Annotated in this window: 13 protein-coding genes; 5 read left to right on the top strand and 8 right to left on the bottom strand. The window is 57.2% G+C overall.

The features are described from left to right. Positions 1 to 19: 19 nt before the first annotated feature. The gene (locus ACT3RU_RS05625; RefSeq protein ID WP_192527161.1) at positions 20 to 583 is read right to left on the bottom strand and encodes a DUF2946 domain-containing protein; all 564 of its coding nucleotides are present in this window, start codon (positions 581 to 583) and stop codon (positions 20 to 22) included. A gap of 257 nt (positions 584 to 840) precedes the next feature. Here ACT3RU_RS05625 and ACT3RU_RS05620 point away from each other — a divergent pair, with 257 nt between their 5' ends. Further along, positions 841 to 2,235 carry a PepSY-associated TM helix domain-containing protein gene (locus tag ACT3RU_RS05620; protein WP_192527160.1) on the top strand — a complete coding sequence of 465 codons (1,395 nt, stop codon included), beginning with the start codon at positions 841 to 843 and terminating at the stop codon, positions 2,233 to 2,235. Between the two features lie 71 nt (positions 2,236 to 2,306). Here the strand turns inward: ACT3RU_RS05620 and zigA are convergent, their stop codons facing one another. Continuing rightward, positions 2,307 to 3,533 (bottom strand): zinc metallochaperone GTPase ZigA, encoded by a 1,227-nt coding sequence (gene zigA / locus ACT3RU_RS05615; RefSeq protein ID WP_192527159.1) that lies wholly within the window; start codon positions 3,531 to 3,533, stop codon positions 2,307 to 2,309. Positions 3,534 to 3,807: 274 nt separating this feature from the next. On the opposite strand from zigA, the gene ACT3RU_RS05610 reads away from it, so the two are divergent. The 4 genes from ACT3RU_RS05610 (at position 3,808) to ACT3RU_RS05595 (ending at position 8,673) form a co-directional block, all read left to right on the top strand. Next, positions 3,808 to 5,223 (top strand): ethanolamine ammonia-lyase subunit EutB, encoded by a 1,416-nt coding sequence (locus ACT3RU_RS05610; protein ID WP_192527158.1) that lies wholly within the window; start codon positions 3,808 to 3,810, stop codon positions 5,221 to 5,223. Beyond that, positions 5,213 to 6,064 carry an ethanolamine ammonia-lyase subunit EutC gene (eutC, locus tag ACT3RU_RS05605; protein WP_192527157.1) on the top strand — a complete coding sequence of 284 codons (852 nt, stop codon included), beginning with the start codon at positions 5,213 to 5,215 and terminating at the stop codon, positions 6,062 to 6,064. Before ACT3RU_RS05610 ends, eutC begins: the two co-directional genes overlap by 11 nt. 116 nt (positions 6,065 to 6,180) lie before the next feature. Further along, complete coding sequence (gene aceK / locus ACT3RU_RS05600) at positions 6,181 to 7,935, top strand: bifunctional isocitrate dehydrogenase kinase/phosphatase (protein ID WP_192527156.1); 1,755 nt, start codon at positions 6,181 to 6,183, stop codon at positions 7,933 to 7,935. 24 nt (positions 7,936 to 7,959) lie between these two features. Next, positions 7,960 to 8,673 carry an SIR2 family NAD-dependent protein deacylase gene (locus ACT3RU_RS05595; protein ID WP_192527155.1) on the top strand — a complete coding sequence of 238 codons (714 nt, stop codon included), beginning with the start codon at positions 7,960 to 7,962 and terminating at the stop codon, positions 8,671 to 8,673. Between the two features lie 4 nt (positions 8,674 to 8,677). On the opposite strand, the gene bioA is transcribed toward ACT3RU_RS05595, so the two are convergent. The 6 genes from bioA to bioB are packed head-to-tail and all read right to left on the bottom strand — an operon-like array spanning position 8,678 to position 14,335. Then, positions 8,678 to 9,967, bottom strand: a complete 1,290-nt coding sequence (bioA, locus tag ACT3RU_RS05590; protein WP_192527154.1) for an adenosylmethionine--8-amino-7-oxononanoate transaminase — start codon at positions 9,965 to 9,967, stop codon at positions 8,678 to 8,680. Further along, positions 9,964 to 10,653 carry a dethiobiotin synthase gene (gene bioD, locus ACT3RU_RS05585; RefSeq protein ID WP_192527153.1) on the bottom strand — a complete coding sequence of 230 codons (690 nt, stop codon included), beginning with the start codon at positions 10,651 to 10,653 and terminating at the stop codon, positions 9,964 to 9,966. Before bioD ends, bioA begins: the two co-directional genes overlap by 4 nt. Continuing rightward, on the bottom strand, positions 10,650 to 11,441 hold the full coding sequence (locus ACT3RU_RS05580; protein WP_192527152.1) for a methyltransferase domain-containing protein: 792 nt from the start codon (positions 11,439 to 11,441) through the stop codon (positions 10,650 to 10,652). The genes bioD and ACT3RU_RS05580 overlap by 4 nt, the downstream gene beginning before the upstream one ends. Continuing rightward, entirely contained in the window at positions 11,438 to 12,154 is a 717-nt protein-coding gene (locus ACT3RU_RS05575; protein WP_192527151.1) for an alpha/beta fold hydrolase, read from the bottom strand. The genes ACT3RU_RS05580 and ACT3RU_RS05575 overlap by 4 nt, the downstream gene beginning before the upstream one ends. After that, positions 12,151 to 13,296, bottom strand: coding sequence for an 8-amino-7-oxononanoate synthase (bioF, locus tag ACT3RU_RS05570; protein ID WP_192527150.1), 1,146 nt, complete (start codon positions 13,294 to 13,296; stop codon positions 12,151 to 12,153). The genes ACT3RU_RS05575 and bioF overlap by 4 nt, the downstream gene beginning before the upstream one ends. After that, a complete protein-coding gene (gene bioB / locus ACT3RU_RS05565) occupies positions 13,283 to 14,335 on the bottom strand; it encodes a biotin synthase BioB (RefSeq protein WP_192527149.1) in 1,053 nt (350 codons plus the stop codon). Before bioB ends, bioF begins: the two co-directional genes overlap by 14 nt. Positions 14,336 to 14,453 lie beyond the last annotated feature (118 nt).

Genomic DNA, 14,453 nt, shown 5'->3' with positions numbered 1-14,453 from the left:
GCACTAAAGTCGGGCCTTGTTATGCTTTTAAAAAGCCTAACAACCCTATTTCTTTTTTGCTTTTACGCGTTACTATTAACACTGTTCGCGTAGATGTTTTTAAATGCTCGACGATAAAAGAAGGCGGCCCGCGAGTTAACGCATGCGGATAGTTATACTGAATGAACGCACCGGTCTGGAACGTAAGAAATGCGCCGCCCAACGCAACGAAGGCTTCGTGGGCAAGGGCGGGTAACGCAATAGAGAGCGACGGGCTGTGTTGCCACAGCTCACAGTAGCCACACTGGTTGTGCCAGTCTGACAACGTGCTGGAAAGCGCGCGGCCAGTAGCCGTATCGGGTGGGGAATGCGCTACAGGGTGTTCGGCGTGTTCATCCGTAGAGTGATGATGCTCAGCATCCGCATTGTGGTTATGACTGTTGCTGTGGTTATGGAGCTGGCTGTGAGCATGGTGGCCATGGTCGTGATGACTGGCCTGGAACTGAGAAATGAGCGGCCCCGCAAATAACAGGCACATGGCTACCCACGCCATCGCTAATGTAGCGCGATAGTAGGGTAAGCGTGCTGAGCGAGACAGTGGCATCAAATTCAGCCCTCACGGGGTTAACAAGAAGCGTGATTGTACCAGTCCGGTACTGAGTAACCATAAAATTATCCGTTAACGGTAGATTCCTTAAATCGCTGAGCCTTATGCGACCTATAGCCGCATACTTTGTATGAATGATTTAAAAAGATGTTTGTAGCGTTTTAATCGTTAACTTTTTTAAAGATCAATAACCCTTTTTATATACGTCATGTCGAGAAATAACGTTGTTCAATGTCTTTTAGGGAACGATAAGTATGTCATCCAATAAAGCTGACCCAGCACGGTCTGGGCGAAGTGGAAAAATTCTCTTTGCGCTATTAATGCGGATGCACTTTTATGTGGGGCTCCTGGTAGGTCCCTTTATCCTGGTGGCTGCCTTAAGCGGTATTGTCTACGTTTTAACACCTTCGGTGGAATCGTGGCTTTACCGGGATGCCTTAACGGTAAGTACCCAGAGCGCACCGCAGCCGCTGGCCCGGCAAATTGAAACGGCGCAGTGGGTGGTAGGCCAGGACACGCTACCCGCCGTGGTTCGCCCCGCACCGGATGTGTACAGCACTACGCGTGTTATGTTTGCCGACCCAGTGCTTGGACCTTCCGAGCATCGGGCTATTTTTATAGACCCGGCAACGCTTGAAGTGAAAGGCGACATGACCGTTTATGGCACCAGCGGAATATTGCCGTTTCGCACGGCGCTTGATCAGTTTCACCGTGGCTTGTTGCTAGGCGATGTAGGGCGCTTGTATAGCGAACTAGCGGCGTCATGGCTATGGATCATTGCGCTGCTGGGCCTGGTGCTTTGGTTAGCGCGACGTAAATCGCTTAAAAGCCCAAGCCCGCGTATGGCGGCACGACGCTTGCACGCAACCGTCGGTGTTTTTGCGCTCGTTGGGCTGCTGTTTTTCTCAGCCACGGGGCTTACCTGGTCGCAATGGGCCGGTGGCAATATTGGCGAATTAAGACAGGAGTGGGGCTGGGGTACGCCGAGCGTATCGACCGTGCTTCCCGCGCCAGGGGATGCAGTGAGCCATGATTCCCATGCCCATCACGACATGCATGCCGACCATGGTGTGAGCAGCGCCCCCGAAGCCGGAGATTTTGTAAGCCCGGAAGGATTCGACCAGGCGCTTGCGGCAGCCAGGGGCGCAGGACTACTGGCAGGTAGAATTCAGCTAGAACCGCCTGCCAGCGAAGGCCGAGCGTGGCGTGTGACTGAAATTGACCGCCGCTGGCCTACTCAGGTAGACCAGGTCGCATTGAACCCAAGCGATATGCGTATTCTTGAGCAAACAGATTTTTCAACGTTTCCCTTGGCGGCAAAGCTAACGCGCTGGGGTATTGATTTACATATGGGCGTACTGTTTGGCCTGCTTAACCAGCTGGTGCTGGCGCTATTTGCAGCGGCCCTGGTGTTTCTTATTGTGTGGGGTTATCGGATGTGGTGGCAGCGCGTTAAAAACACCACGGTGAATAAGGCACAAACCATGACCGCGCTGTTTATCATGCTGGGCGTGCCCGCTCAGTTGGGCCTGCTCGCCATCCTAACGCTTTTAGGGTTCGCCTTACCGGTATTGGGCGGCAGCTTGATCATTATTGCGATTATTGATGCGCTTCGCTGGGCGGCTTCCAGAAAGCCCCGAAGCGTCTAAAAACGCTGACAATAAGCGCAATAGAAAAGGCCTCAGGTCGATACCTGAGGCCTTGGCGCTTGCAAGCAGATTTATTCCCACGCGGGGAAGGGGTCAGGCAGCGTTTTCCACATCTCTATGCCTTCCAGTAGCTCACCTTCGCTGAGTAAGCAGGCATCCAGTGCGTCACGCATGCGGGCTTTATCCAGACCTTGGCCGATAAACACCAGTTCCTGGCGCATATCCCCAAATGGCTCTTCCCACTTCTCGGTGATGAACTGGCGGTACTCCGGGTCTGTTGGCCAGCGCTCTTCAGGAACCGACTTCCAGAACATACCGGCCATGCCATGATGGGCAATGCCGCCTGCCTGGCTCCACTGCCCGGCCCACTGGGGGCGGGTGGCCAGCCAGAAAAAACCTTTCGAGCGCAATAAACCCTCTCCAAACCATTCGGAATGCAGCAGATCGTGAAATTTGGCTGGGTGAAATGGGCGGCGGGCGTGATAAGCAAAGCTTCCGATGCCGTACTCTTCGGTTTCGGGTACGTGCTCGCCACGCATCTCTTTTAACCAGCCCGGCGCCTGTTGAGCGCGCTCAAAGTCAAATCTGCCGGTATTTAGCACTTTATTAAGCGGCACGCCGCCTTGGCGAATAGGGACCAGTTCGGCATCGGGGTTGAGGGAGTGCAAAATGGCTTTCAGCGCCTCCAGCTCTTTTTCGCTGATTAAATCCGTTTTACTAATCAGCAATACATCGCAGAACTCGATCTGATCAACCAGCAGGTCGGCAACGTTGCGTTCATCCTCTTCGCCGAGACTTTCTCCTGCTTCCGCCAGGCTTTGTGCTTCACGGTATTGGGCAAGAAAGTTGGCACCATCGACGACCGTTACCAGCGTATCCAACCGGGCGATATGGGAGAGGCTTTGGCCGTCCTCATCCTCAAAGGTAAACGTTTCAGCCACTGGCAAGGGTTCGGAGATGCCGGTCGACTCAATCACCAGATAATCGAATTTTCCTTCCTTGGCCAACTGGTTGACCTCTATAAGCAGGTCTTCGCGCAGCGTGCAGCAAATGCACCCATTGCTCATCTCAACAAGGCGTTCTTCTGAGCGATTAAGCGCTACTTCGCTCTCAAGCGTTGGCTCGCCCGGGCCACCGCGCACCAGCGCGGCGTCAATGTTCACCTCGCTCATATCGTTCACAATCACCGCCACACGAAGGCCTTCACGGTTGGCCAAAATATGATTGAGCACGGTGGTTTTACCGGCACCCAGAAAGCCCGACAGCACGGTAACGGGCAGGGGAGAAAACGCAGTCATTGCTAGCATGCCTCTAAATGGGTTTGTGTTATGTAATAATATAACAATTTGGGAGCGATTAGAAAGCGCGCGTTGATTCAGCCAGGAAAAATCTCAGCGCTTGTATTGAGTAGGCCAGTAGCTGCGCAGCACATTTGGCGTTTAAGGCACACTGTTTGGAGCAGCTAGTTATTACCTTGAAGGCGGAAGAAGGTGGAGGGAAATGCATTGGGCGTAACGATCTCAAAAGCGCTATGGTGAACTCAGAATATCCAACGCGCGGCAGGTAAACACCATGGCCCAGACCTTTCAAACGACGGTAGGTAGCCACCACTACCGCTTTAAAAGCCTGGCCGAACTGATGGCCAAAGCGACCCCAGCGCGCTCGGGCGATCGTTTAGCGGGTGTGATCGCCGACAGTGCGGAGGAGCGCGTGGTGGCACAGATGGTGCTGGCGGAACTGCCGTTGACCACTTTCTTGAATGACGCACTGATCCCCTACGAACACGATGAAATCACCCGGCTGATTATCGATGACCATGACGCCGAGGCCTTTGCGCCCCTTCGGCATTTAACGGTAGGGGATTTTCGTAACTGGCTACTCTCGGATCAAGCAACTTCAGAAGTGCTCACCGCCGTTCGCCCAGGCATTACGCCGGAAATGGCCGCGGCGGTCAGTAAACTGATGCGCAATCAGGATCTGATTCTGGTGGGCAGAAAGTGCCGAGTTACCACGGCTTTTCGTAATACCATCGGCCTGCCCGGGCGGCTTTCCACCCGGCTACAGCCCAACCACCCGACGGACGATGCCACCGGTATTGCGGCGAGTATTCTGGATGGGCTGCTTTATGGTAGCGGCGACGCGGTAATCGGAATTAATCCGGCCACCGATAACGTGGCTCAAAGCGTTAAGCTGATGCGCTTAATGGATGACGTGATTCAGAAGTACCAGATTCCCACCCAGTCCTGTGTACTGACCCACGTCACCAATACGTTGGAAGCCATTGAGCAGGGCGCCCCGGTGGACCTGGTGTTTCAGTCGATTGGCGGTACCGAAGCCACCAACCGAAGCTTCGGGTTTGATTTAAACACGCTGGCCGAAGCCGAGGCGGCAGCCCAGTCGCTTAATCGGGGCACAGTGGGGCGCAACGTCATGTACTTTGAAACCGGCCAGGGCAGTTCACTCTCCGCGGATGCTCATCATGGGCTTGACCAGCAGACCTGCGAGGCGCGTGCCTACGCGGTGGCGCGTAAATTCAGCCCACTGTTGGTCAATACGGTGGTGGGGTTTATCGGCCCCGAGTACTTGTTCGATGGTAAAGAGATCACCCGGGCCGGGCTTGAGGATCACTTCTGTGGCAAGCTTTTGGGCGTGCCCATGGGTTGTGATGTTTGCTACACCAACCATGCTGAAGCCGACCAGAACGATATGGACAACCTGCTAACCCTCTTGGGCGTGGCGGGCTGCAATTTCGTGATGGGCATACCGGGGTCTGACGACATTATGCTCAATTACCAGACCACCTCGTTTCACGATGCGCTCTACGCCCGCCGCGTGCTTGGGCTAAAAGCCGCGCCGGAGTTTGAACGCTGGCTGGCGGAGATGCAGATTTTCAGCGATGTAAATACGTACCGGCTAAACGACCAAGTGCCCGCCGCGTTCGCCAACAGCCTGCGCCACCTGCCCAGGGAGCCGCGCCATGACGTCTAACCCAACGCCTATTGTTGTAGAGAACCCTTGGGAACGGCTGCGTGCATTTACCGATGCGCGTATTGGCTTGGGCCGGGCGGGCGTCAGCCTGCCTACCGGTAAGCTGCTTGAGTTTCAATTGGCCCACGCTCAGGCGCAGGATGCGGTGCATGCCCCGCTGGATGTCGAGGCGTTGGCCCAGCAGTTGCAAAAGGCTTTTGCGCTTGAACATGAGCCGCTTCGCTTGCACAGCCAAGTGGAGGATCGCGCTATGTATCTCCAGCGCCCCGATGTTGGCCGCCGGTTGAATGATGATTCGAGGGAGCGCTTACAATATGCCCAAACTTCGCCATCACGCGCCGATCTGGCCGTGGTGATCGTCGATGGGCTTTCTGCCTTGGCAGTTCAGCAGAACAGCCAGCCATTTTTAAAAGCGCTGTATCAGCAGTTTGAGCAGGACAACGCTGAGTGGCAGTTAGCGCTGCTCGCTATCGTCGAGCAAGGTCGGGTGGCGATTGGTGATGAAATTGGCGCGCTGCTCAATGCCGATGCGGTACTGGTGATGATTGGTGAGCGGCCCGGGCTTAGCTCGCCGGATAGCCTCGGGCTTTACATGACCTGGGCGCCCGAGCCGGGGCTTAAGGATGACCGGCGCAACTGCATTTCCAACGTGCGCCCTGCGGGCCTGAACATGGCGGAGGCGGCCCGGCGGCTATTTTTACTGCTTAAAGAAGCCCGCGAGCTGAAAATATCGGGCGTTAAATTAAAAGATCGCAGTGAAGACAGCGTACTTGAAGACAAAGTACTTGAAGACAACGCAGCCGCCTCGGGCGCAACGAAAAACTTTTTGGTCGCTGATTAGCGCTTATACCGCACGACGTGAAGAGGCTACCCGCTCCTTCAATAAAGCGCCTTTGCTGAATGGCTTCATGGCTTTTCATCCTATAGGCTGATTAAAAAGCGACAAGAGTCCCGCTTGTGAACACCACGCCTGCCTATCGCTTGGCCGCGACCATTTTGCATGGCTTTGAAGCGTACCGAACCCGCTTTAAAGCCATTACCCTGGACGCTCAGCGCCGCTTTCAAGAAGGTGCCTGGCGGGAGAGTCAGCAAGCGTCCATTGCGCGGATTAATCTCTATCAGCAGAAGGTGGATGACGCGGTTGAACGTCTCAAGCGTACGTTTTCAAATGGGTTATTAGCCCATCGCGAGGTCTGGCGTGAAGCGCGTAGCCACTATGCCAAACTAATTAGTCCGCGGCTGGATGTTGAACTGGCCGAAACCTTTTTTAACTCGCTCTTTTGCGCCATTTTCAAGCATCGCCATATTCGCAATGAGTGGATGTTTGTTATCAGCTCACGAAAGGAGGCCGCGCAACGTTCAGGTATTGAGCTGTGTCGACGCCGTTCAATTGATGGGGATTGGCAGGCGGCCCTGCGCTGGGCACTGGAAGGCGCTGCCTTGCACAACCCGTTTGCCGATATTGCACGAGATACCCGCTTGGGGGCCGCGCTATTAAACAAAATGTTGCCAGGCACTATATGGCAGGCAAAGGACGCCGCTATAGAGCTTCTTCACAGCGTTTTTTACCGCAATAAAGGGGCATACCTGGTGGGACGAATCACCGGCGGCGGCGACCAGGTGCCGCTGGTCTTGCCGGTACGCCATCAAGAGCATACCGAGCAGAACACTGAGGATGTCCCCCAGCTTCATCTGGATACCGTACTGATTACGCCTGACGATGTAGCCATTATTTTCTCGTTCAGCCGGGCGTATTTTCAGGTGGATGTCGCGGTGCCGAATGAGTGTGTGAGTTACCTGCAGCGCTTAATGCCCCATAAGCCAGCCGGTGAGCTTTACGCGGCCATTGGCTTTTTTAAACATGGCAAAACCGAGTTCTTTCGCGCGCTTAATCAGCAGGTCGCCAAGCGTGAGGACGTGTTTATTATCGCCCCCGGCGTACGCGGGATGGTGATGGCCGTGTTTGTACTGCCAAGTGCGCGTACGGTATTCAAGATCATTAAAGACGAGTTCGACCCTGCCAAGGACGTGACACCTGACATCGTGCGCGAAAAGTATCATTTGGTGAAGCGCCACGACCGGGTAGGCCGCATGGCCGATACTCAGGAATTTTCTAACTTCACCGTACATAACGACCACTTCGCCCCGGAATGCTTGGCTCACCTGTTGGAAGTTGCCCCCTCTACAGTATCGCTGAAAGGCGAGAAAGTCGTCATCAAACACTGTTATACCGAGCGCATGATGACGCCACTGAATATCTACTTGGAGCAGTGTGACGATGAGGCACAGTTAGCGGTGCTCAGAGACTATGGCGATGCCATAAAGCAGATGGCCGCCGCCAATATTTTCCCAGGCGATATGCTGCTCAAAAACTTTGGCGTTACGCGCCAGGGGCGGGTGATTTTTTACGACTACGATGAGGTGTGTTACCTCACCGAGTGCCACTTTCGCGCTATCCCGGCCTCGAGTGGTGACGATTACCTGAGCGGTGGAAATGAAAGCTTCTCCATTGGCCCGAACGATATCTTTCCCGAGGAGTTTGGCCCGTTCATGTTTGCCAACCCGGAGCGGCTGCGGGTGTTTAAACAGCTTCACCCGGAGCTGTTTGAGGTCCGCTACTGGCAGGGCCTGCAGCAGGCCATTGTCGATGGCCGTATCATTGACGTGTACCCTTATGGGAACGAGCAGCGCTTTGTAGATGCTGAACAGTAACCGCGGTAAAGCAGCGAGGTAATCATGACGACAGCGCGCCATCTGGTGGTATTTACCGGCTCGGGCATTAGCGCGGAAAGCGGTATCAAGACCTTTCGTGCTAGCGATGGCTTATGGGAAGACCACCCTGTGGAAGAGGTGGCAACGCCGCAAGGCTGGCAGCGCGACCCCCAACGTGTACTGACATTTTATGATCAGCGCCGAGAGCAGATCCGCAGTGCCCAGCCCAATGCCGCGCACAGGGCGCTGGCAAGCCTGGAGCAGGCGGGGTTCAAGGTCACCGTTATCACTCAAAATATTGATGATCTACATGAGCGAGCAGGTTCCAGCGATGTGATCCACTTGCATGGCGAAATTTTAAATGCCCGCTCCAGCGCGGATGAGCGCATGCGCTATCCGCTCGTTAAGGGCGGTATTGCATTGGGTGATCTGTGCGATAAGGGCAGCCAGCTGCGTCCTGACGTGGTCTGGTTTGGCGAGGCCGTGCCGCTGTTTGAAGAGGCCTGCGAACTAGCCAGCCAAGCGGATTTTTTGCTGGTTGTCGGAACCTCGCTTGCGGTGATGCCCGCCGCCTCACTGCTCTCGTATATCGACTACGACACGCCCTGCGCATTGGTTGACCCGGATGCCGATGCCTTAAGCCCGCCCGGCGTACTGGCGATTAATGCTACTGCCGGGGAAGGTGTGCCCGTGCTGGTGGAGCGCTGGAAAAGAGAAGGCGCGCTAACACTGCCTTAGCGCTTTAGCCTGACAAACAGGATGACGATTTCAGAAACCAGGCCTTCATGACCTCGGTAATGTGGGCTATCTGTTGCTCAGAGGTAATATAGGCGGGCATGGTATAGAGCCAGCGCCCAATCGGGCGTAGCCAAACACCCTGCTCGCGGGCAAACGTGGCAACGCCTGTTAACGCTGTTTCCGAGTGCGCTTCAATAACGGCCGTGGCACCCAGTACGCGCACATCGGCAACCTCTGGGTGCGCCATGAGTGCTTGATCCTCCAGCAAGGCGCGGCACAGTAACCGGTTTAAGAGCGCTATTTTGCCAAGATAGTTTTCTTCTTCAAATACCGCCAGGCTTTCCAGCGCTACCCGGCACGCCAAGGGGTTGCCCATAAACGTTGGGCCGTGCATAAAGGCGTGGTGTGCGCTGTCACCGATAAAGGCGTCGTGAATGCGGTCGGTCGCAAGCGTGGCGGCGTGGCCCAAATAGCCGCCAGTTAGCCCTTTGGAAAGCACCATGATATCCGGGGTAACGTGGGCGTGATCGGCGGCAAATAGTTTGCCGGTGCGGCCAAACCCCGTGGCAACCTCATCAAAGATCAGCACCACGTTAAATGCGTCACACAGGGCACGGGCGCCGCGCAAATAATCCGGGGAGGTCATGTTCAGCCCTCCAGCGGCCTGCAACAGCGGCTCCATCAGCAGCGCAGCAATGTCATGATGATGACGCTCAAGTACTTCGCCTAGCACATCTAAATCGGCGGCTACCTGCGCTTGCGTTGCGTTAAAAGGAGCGGTTGGCGAAGGCGCAAAATGGTGCTGGGGCAGCAGACTTGAAAACAAGCTGTGCATGCCTTCCTCTGGGTCGCACACGGCCATGCAACCCGTGGTGTCTCCGTGATAGGCCTTCATTAGCGAGAGCATTTTGCGCTTTTTCGGCTGTCCAGTGAGCACTTGGTACTGCAGCGCCATTTTCATCGCCACCTCCATGCCTACCGAGCCGCTGTCAGAGTAGAAGACGTGATTAAGCCCGTCGGGAGTGATGCGTACCAGCTCACGCGCCAACCGGTCGGCGGGGTCATGGGTGAGCCCGCCGAGCATCACATGGCAGAGTGTTTCCGCCTGCTCGCGAATAGCCGCCACCAGGCGCGGATGGCCGTAACCGTGAATCATGCACCACCAGGAGCAGGTAGCATCCAGCAGGCGCTCGCCGCTTTCCAGCTCAAAATAGGCGCCGCTACCGCCGACCACCTTGGGGGCGGGCGGTTGGGTTTTAAGGTGTGCGTAGGGGGGCCAGACTGGCGAGTTCATAATGCCTCCAACGAGAGATAGCGGTGGGCGGTGGCCGCATCGGGCGTTGTCAAATGCGGCACAATGCCCAGGCAGGGCGCTGCCAGCCTGGCGTTAAGGTGGGCCATGTTGGCCGTGAAACGGGTAGTATCCGCCGCAAAGGCGGGGTCAATCACGCTGCCTGCCCAGCCCGCAAGCGTCAGACCGTCGGCGCGAATGGCATCAGCCGCTAAGCGGGCATGGTTCAGGCAGCCGAGCTTTAAACCAACCACCAGGATCACCGGCAGCCTCAGCGCGATGGCGATGTCGGCAAAATCCTCCTGTGCGTTGATCGGCACGCGCCAGCCACCCGCACCCTCAATCAAAGTGAACGCCCTGGGCGTCTGGCCAAGGGTGTCGCGCAGCCAGTGGGCAACCTGAGACACGCTTAGCATCTGGCCTGCCTCCTGTGCGGCCAGGTGAGGTGCTATCGCAGGCTCAAAGGCCATCGGGTTAACCGTGGCGTAGTCAACCGGCGGTTCACACTGCTGCTGCAGTGCCAGCGCATCGCTATTGCGCAGTCCTTTCGTCGTTAGCGAGCTGCCAGAGGCGATGGGTTTAAGCCCTAAGGTACTCAACTGCTGGCATCGGGCGGCATAAAGAAGCGCGCTTCCAATCAGCGTTTTGCCCGCATCGGTGTCGGTGCCGGTAACAAAAAAGCGCTTCATCGGGGTTTCTCCAGCTGCAGGGTCAGGCAGTGATAGCTGACTGGAAGCCCTTGGCGCTTACGAAGCTGCTCAAAGCGCGTGGCAGCCGCGGCCAGGTCCGCTCGGGTGAGTATGGCGCTGGGCCTGGCCACTTGTGCGCCAACGCCCTTGATGGAAGCCATAACGGCCTTGATATCAGAATAAAAGAAGGTTTCCACACGGGGCGCCTGGTGAGTGCAGCGCAGACCGCTTTTGTGAATAGCATCGTTAACTACGCTGTAGGAGGGAGTCGTTAGCAGCGCGCTTGAGCGTTGCCAGGCGAAAGCCACTTCAACCAACGTGCCGGGTAATAGCGTACTGATGTACGCCAGGCCACCTGGTGCCAGCACTCGATACAGCGACTGCATGACGGCCAATGTGTCGCGGCACCACTGAATGGCCAGGTTGGAAAACACCAGGTCGAATAGGTGGCGAGGGATGGGCAACGACTCGGCACTGCCTGATTGCCAGGCAATGTGGTCGCCGTGGCGTGAGCGAGCGTGCTCCAGCATGCCCGGCGCAATGTCCAGCCCCGTGACGTGGCCGTGGGGGTAGCGCTTGGCCAGCCGCTGCGACCAATAGCCAGTACCGCAGCCCAGGTCGAGTATATGGTTAGACTCAGGTGGCAAGTCGTGCCATAGCGTTTCACCGATATGGCGTTGGGCGCTGGCCAGCGCATCGTACTGCGGTGCTGCCCGGGAGAAAGCGTGCGCCACTCGGGCCTGCCAGTCGGCGCTGGGCCGCCGTAACTGAGAGGGTGTCGAATTCATGCCATCTCCCTGGCAGATAGCGCAGCGGCTTGAGCGGCGAGCAGTGACGCCAAACGCGCTGGCTGCGAGAGCATTGGGCAGTGGCCGCCGTGTTCAAGTGTTAGCGTCCGCTGGCACTCAATAGCGCTGATCAGCGGGTCATGCTCGCCCACTAGATGAACCACCGGGCATGGCGACGTATTCAGGCGTCGACGATTATCCAGCGTGGCCAGCCAGTGAAGGCCTGCAGAAAGCGTGGTACGGTCTGCCGGGGGCGTACTGCCAAGCAGGGTGCGCAGCTGTGAGTGAACCTGATACGGTGCGGGCTCTCCTTGAGCCTGCCAGCGTAGAAAGTGGCGCCACGCGGCATCGCCACGGTGCGCAAAGATGGCCTGGAAGTCGGCAAGCGCTGCTGACGTCGCGCTATCCGGCGTGCAGAACCTGGCACCTGCTCCCAGCAGTAGTAGCCCTTGTGGCGCAGGAAGATAATCAAGCAGCGCAGTCGCCAGCAGGCCGCCCAGCGACCATCCGACCCAAACCGCATCGCTGGGCAGACGACTTGTCATGGCCGTGGCAAGCTCACTCAGGGAGGCGTTGGCAGGCAGTGCAGGCGCCTTGCCGTAACCAGGCCAATCAACGGCGGCGACCTCGACATTGGCGGGCCAGTAAGGGTGTAACGGCCGCCAGATGCGCCGGTCAATTCCCCAGCCTGAAAGCAGTACCAAGCGCGTCATAATGCCTCCAAGTGGCAGGCCGCCAGCGTTTCGAGAAGCCGGTCGATATCACGACGCGAATGGCGAGCACTGAGCGTAATGCGCAGGCGAGACTCATCCCTGGGCACGGTGGGTGGACGAATTGCGCCAACGTCAATTCCCGCTTGATACAGCTGTTCGGCCCACTGCAGCACGCGCGACTCGCCTCCCAGGTACAGCGGTTGAATGGGCGTGCGCGATTCACCCAGCGGCAGGTTCAGCCGTAGAGCCTCTTCACGAAAGTAGTCTATATGACGCGCAAGGCGCAGGCGGTGCTCGGGTTCGCGCTGGACAATCGCAAGCGCTTCCAGCGTTGCGGCGCTAACACCGGGCGGCTGTGCGGTGGTGTAGATATAGCTTCTGGCGAACTGGGTCAGATGGTCGATCAACTGTGCATCGCCTGCAACAAACGCGCCGGCAGTGCCCAGCGCCTTGCCCAGTGTACCGACCAGAATCGGCACCTGGTCACTTCCCCAGCGTGTGCCCACACAGCCGCTGCCGTTATTGCCTATAACGCCAAGGCCGTGGGCATCATCAATCATTAGCCAGGCATCATGCTGTTGGCTTACCCGCACCAGCGCTTCAATATCGGCCACATCGCCATCCATGCTAAAGACACCGTCGCTAACCACCAGCTTGTGGGTACAGCGGCTGCGCGCCAGCAGGCGGCTTAAGTCGTCACTATCGTTATGGTGGTAGCGCCGCGAGCGGGCGCCGCTCAGCGCACTTCCATCCAGCAGTGAGGCATGATTGAGCCGGTCGTGAAAAATGGCCGTGTGGGTATCGGCAAGCGCCTGTAGCACGCCCAGGTTTGCCATATAGCCGGTGGAGAACAGCACTGCTCGCTCGCGGCCTGTCCAGGCTGCCAGGGCTTCTTCCAGGTCATCGTGAAGCGCGTGGTGGCCGTTCACCAGGTGCGATGCGCTGGCCCCGGCGCCAAATCGGCGAGCGCCTTCGGCCTGGGCAGCCTGAACGCGAGGGTCTTTTGCCAGGCCAAGATAGTCATTGTCTGCGAAGTTCACCAGGTGTGGCTGTCGGGTACGCCGAGTGCGCCACTGCCGGGCGTGCTGACGAACCGCCCGCGCATTGGCCAGACGTTGATGCCACGCCTCAGACACTGGCATCCACCGCAAGCTCAGCGGCGCGCTGGTTAAGCTGCTGCTGAGCCAAGCGCTCACTTTGCGCGGCCTCGCTTTCACAGGTTTCGCGCGTTTCTGGATGCAGGCCTAGCTTGGCAAACAGGGCGCGGTCGCGGTCGGCCTGGGGGTTGCTGGTCGTTAGCAGCTTGTCGCCGTAGAAGATGGAGTTGGCACCGGCCAGAAACGCCAGCGCTTGGGTGGATTCGCTCATCTGCTCGCGCCCGGCGGAAAGCCGCACATGGCTTTGGGGCATCATGATGCGCGCTACGGCAATGGCGCGGATAAACTCCAGCGGGTCGAGGTCTTCCACGTTCTCAAGTGGCGTGCCGGGCACTTTGACCAGCATGTTAATCGGCACCGATTCCGGGTGCGGGCTGAGTTTGGCCAGTTGTTGCAGCAGGGCGCTTCTATCCTGAGCACCTTCCCCCATGCCCAAAATGCCGCCAGAGCAGACCTTCATACCCGCCTCACGAACGGTCGCCAGCGTTTCCAAGCGGTCACTGTAGGTGCGCGTGGTGATGATTTCGCCGTAGTAGTCGGGAGACGTGTCCAGGTTGTGGTTGTAGTAATCCAGCCCGGCGGCTGCCAAACGGTTAGCCTGTTGGTCGTTGACCATGCCCAACGTCATGCAGGTTTCAAGCCCCAGCGCCTTTACCTGGCGGACCATCTCTTCAACAACGAGCAGATCCTTGTCCCGGGGGCTGCGCCAGGCTGCGCCCATGCAGAAACGGCTGGCGCCAGCGTGCTTAGCGGCTTGGGCCTGTTCCACCACCTTTTCGATTTCCAACAACTTCTCTTTTTCAAGCTGTGTGGTGTAGTGGCCCGATTGCGGGCAGTACTTACAGTCTTCGGGGCAGGCACCGGTTTTAATCGACAGCAAGGTTGATACCTGGACCGCGTTAGGGTCGAAATGCGCTCGGTGCACCTGCTGGGCCTGGAACAGTAAATCGTTAAACGGCAGGGCAAACAGGGCGTTGATTTCTTCGAGCGTCCAGTCATTGCGCGGAGCAGCAGTTGCGATCATTGGTAAACCATATTTATATAAAAAGTTGACAAGACTCTAGCGACGAAGTGTTTGCTATGTCAACTAAGAAAATTAAAAAGGTTTACGGTGGTGATGGATTCGTCAATGATCAAGCACT

Origin of the sequence: Halomonas sp. TP35 (genome assembly GCF_052375975.1) — a bacterium.
GTDB classification, from domain to species: Bacteria; Pseudomonadota; Gammaproteobacteria; order Pseudomonadales; family Halomonadaceae; genus Vreelandella; species Vreelandella citrativorans.
Note: the sequence above shows the minus strand (reverse complement) of the source record. Positions and strands in the feature narration are given on the sequence as shown.

What these genes read in the sequence shown, in the direction of transcription:
- ACT3RU_RS05580 (WP_192527152.1), bottom strand. Translation starts at nt 11,441, where the DNA reads ATGAATTCGACACCCTCTCAGTTACGGCGGCCCAGCGCCGACTGGCAG.
- ACT3RU_RS05575 (WP_192527151.1), bottom strand. Translation starts at nt 12,154, where the DNA reads ATGACGCGCTTGGTACTGCTTTCAGGCTGGGGAATTGACCGGCGCATC.
- bioB (WP_192527149.1), bottom strand. Translation starts at nt 14,335, where the DNA reads ATGATCGCAACTGCTGCTCCGCGCAATGACTGGACGCTCGAAGAAATC.
- ACT3RU_RS05620 (WP_192527160.1), top strand. Translation starts at nt 841, where the DNA reads ATGTCATCCAATAAAGCTGACCCAGCACGGTCTGGGCGAAGTGGAAAA.
- bioF (WP_192527150.1), bottom strand. Translation starts at nt 13,296, where the DNA reads ATGCCAGTGTCTGAGGCGTGGCATCAACGTCTGGCCAATGCGCGGGCG.
- bioA (WP_192527154.1), bottom strand. Translation starts at nt 9,967, where the DNA reads ATGAACTCGCCAGTCTGGCCCCCCTACGCACACCTTAAAACCCAACCG.
- ACT3RU_RS05625 (WP_192527161.1), bottom strand. Translation starts at nt 583, where the DNA reads ATGCCACTGTCTCGCTCAGCACGCTTACCCTACTATCGCGCTACATTA.
- zigA (WP_192527159.1), bottom strand. Translation starts at nt 3,533, where the DNA reads ATGACTGCGTTTTCTCCCCTGCCCGTTACCGTGCTGTCGGGCTTTCTG.
- ACT3RU_RS05610 (WP_192527158.1), top strand. Translation starts at nt 3,808, where the DNA reads ATGGCCCAGACCTTTCAAACGACGGTAGGTAGCCACCACTACCGCTTT.
- eutC (WP_192527157.1), top strand. Translation starts at nt 5,213, where the DNA reads ATGACGTCTAACCCAACGCCTATTGTTGTAGAGAACCCTTGGGAACGG.
- ACT3RU_RS05595 (WP_192527155.1), top strand. Translation starts at nt 7,960, where the DNA reads ATGACGACAGCGCGCCATCTGGTGGTATTTACCGGCTCGGGCATTAGC.
- bioD (WP_192527153.1), bottom strand. Translation starts at nt 10,653, where the DNA reads ATGAAGCGCTTTTTTGTTACCGGCACCGACACCGATGCGGGCAAAACG.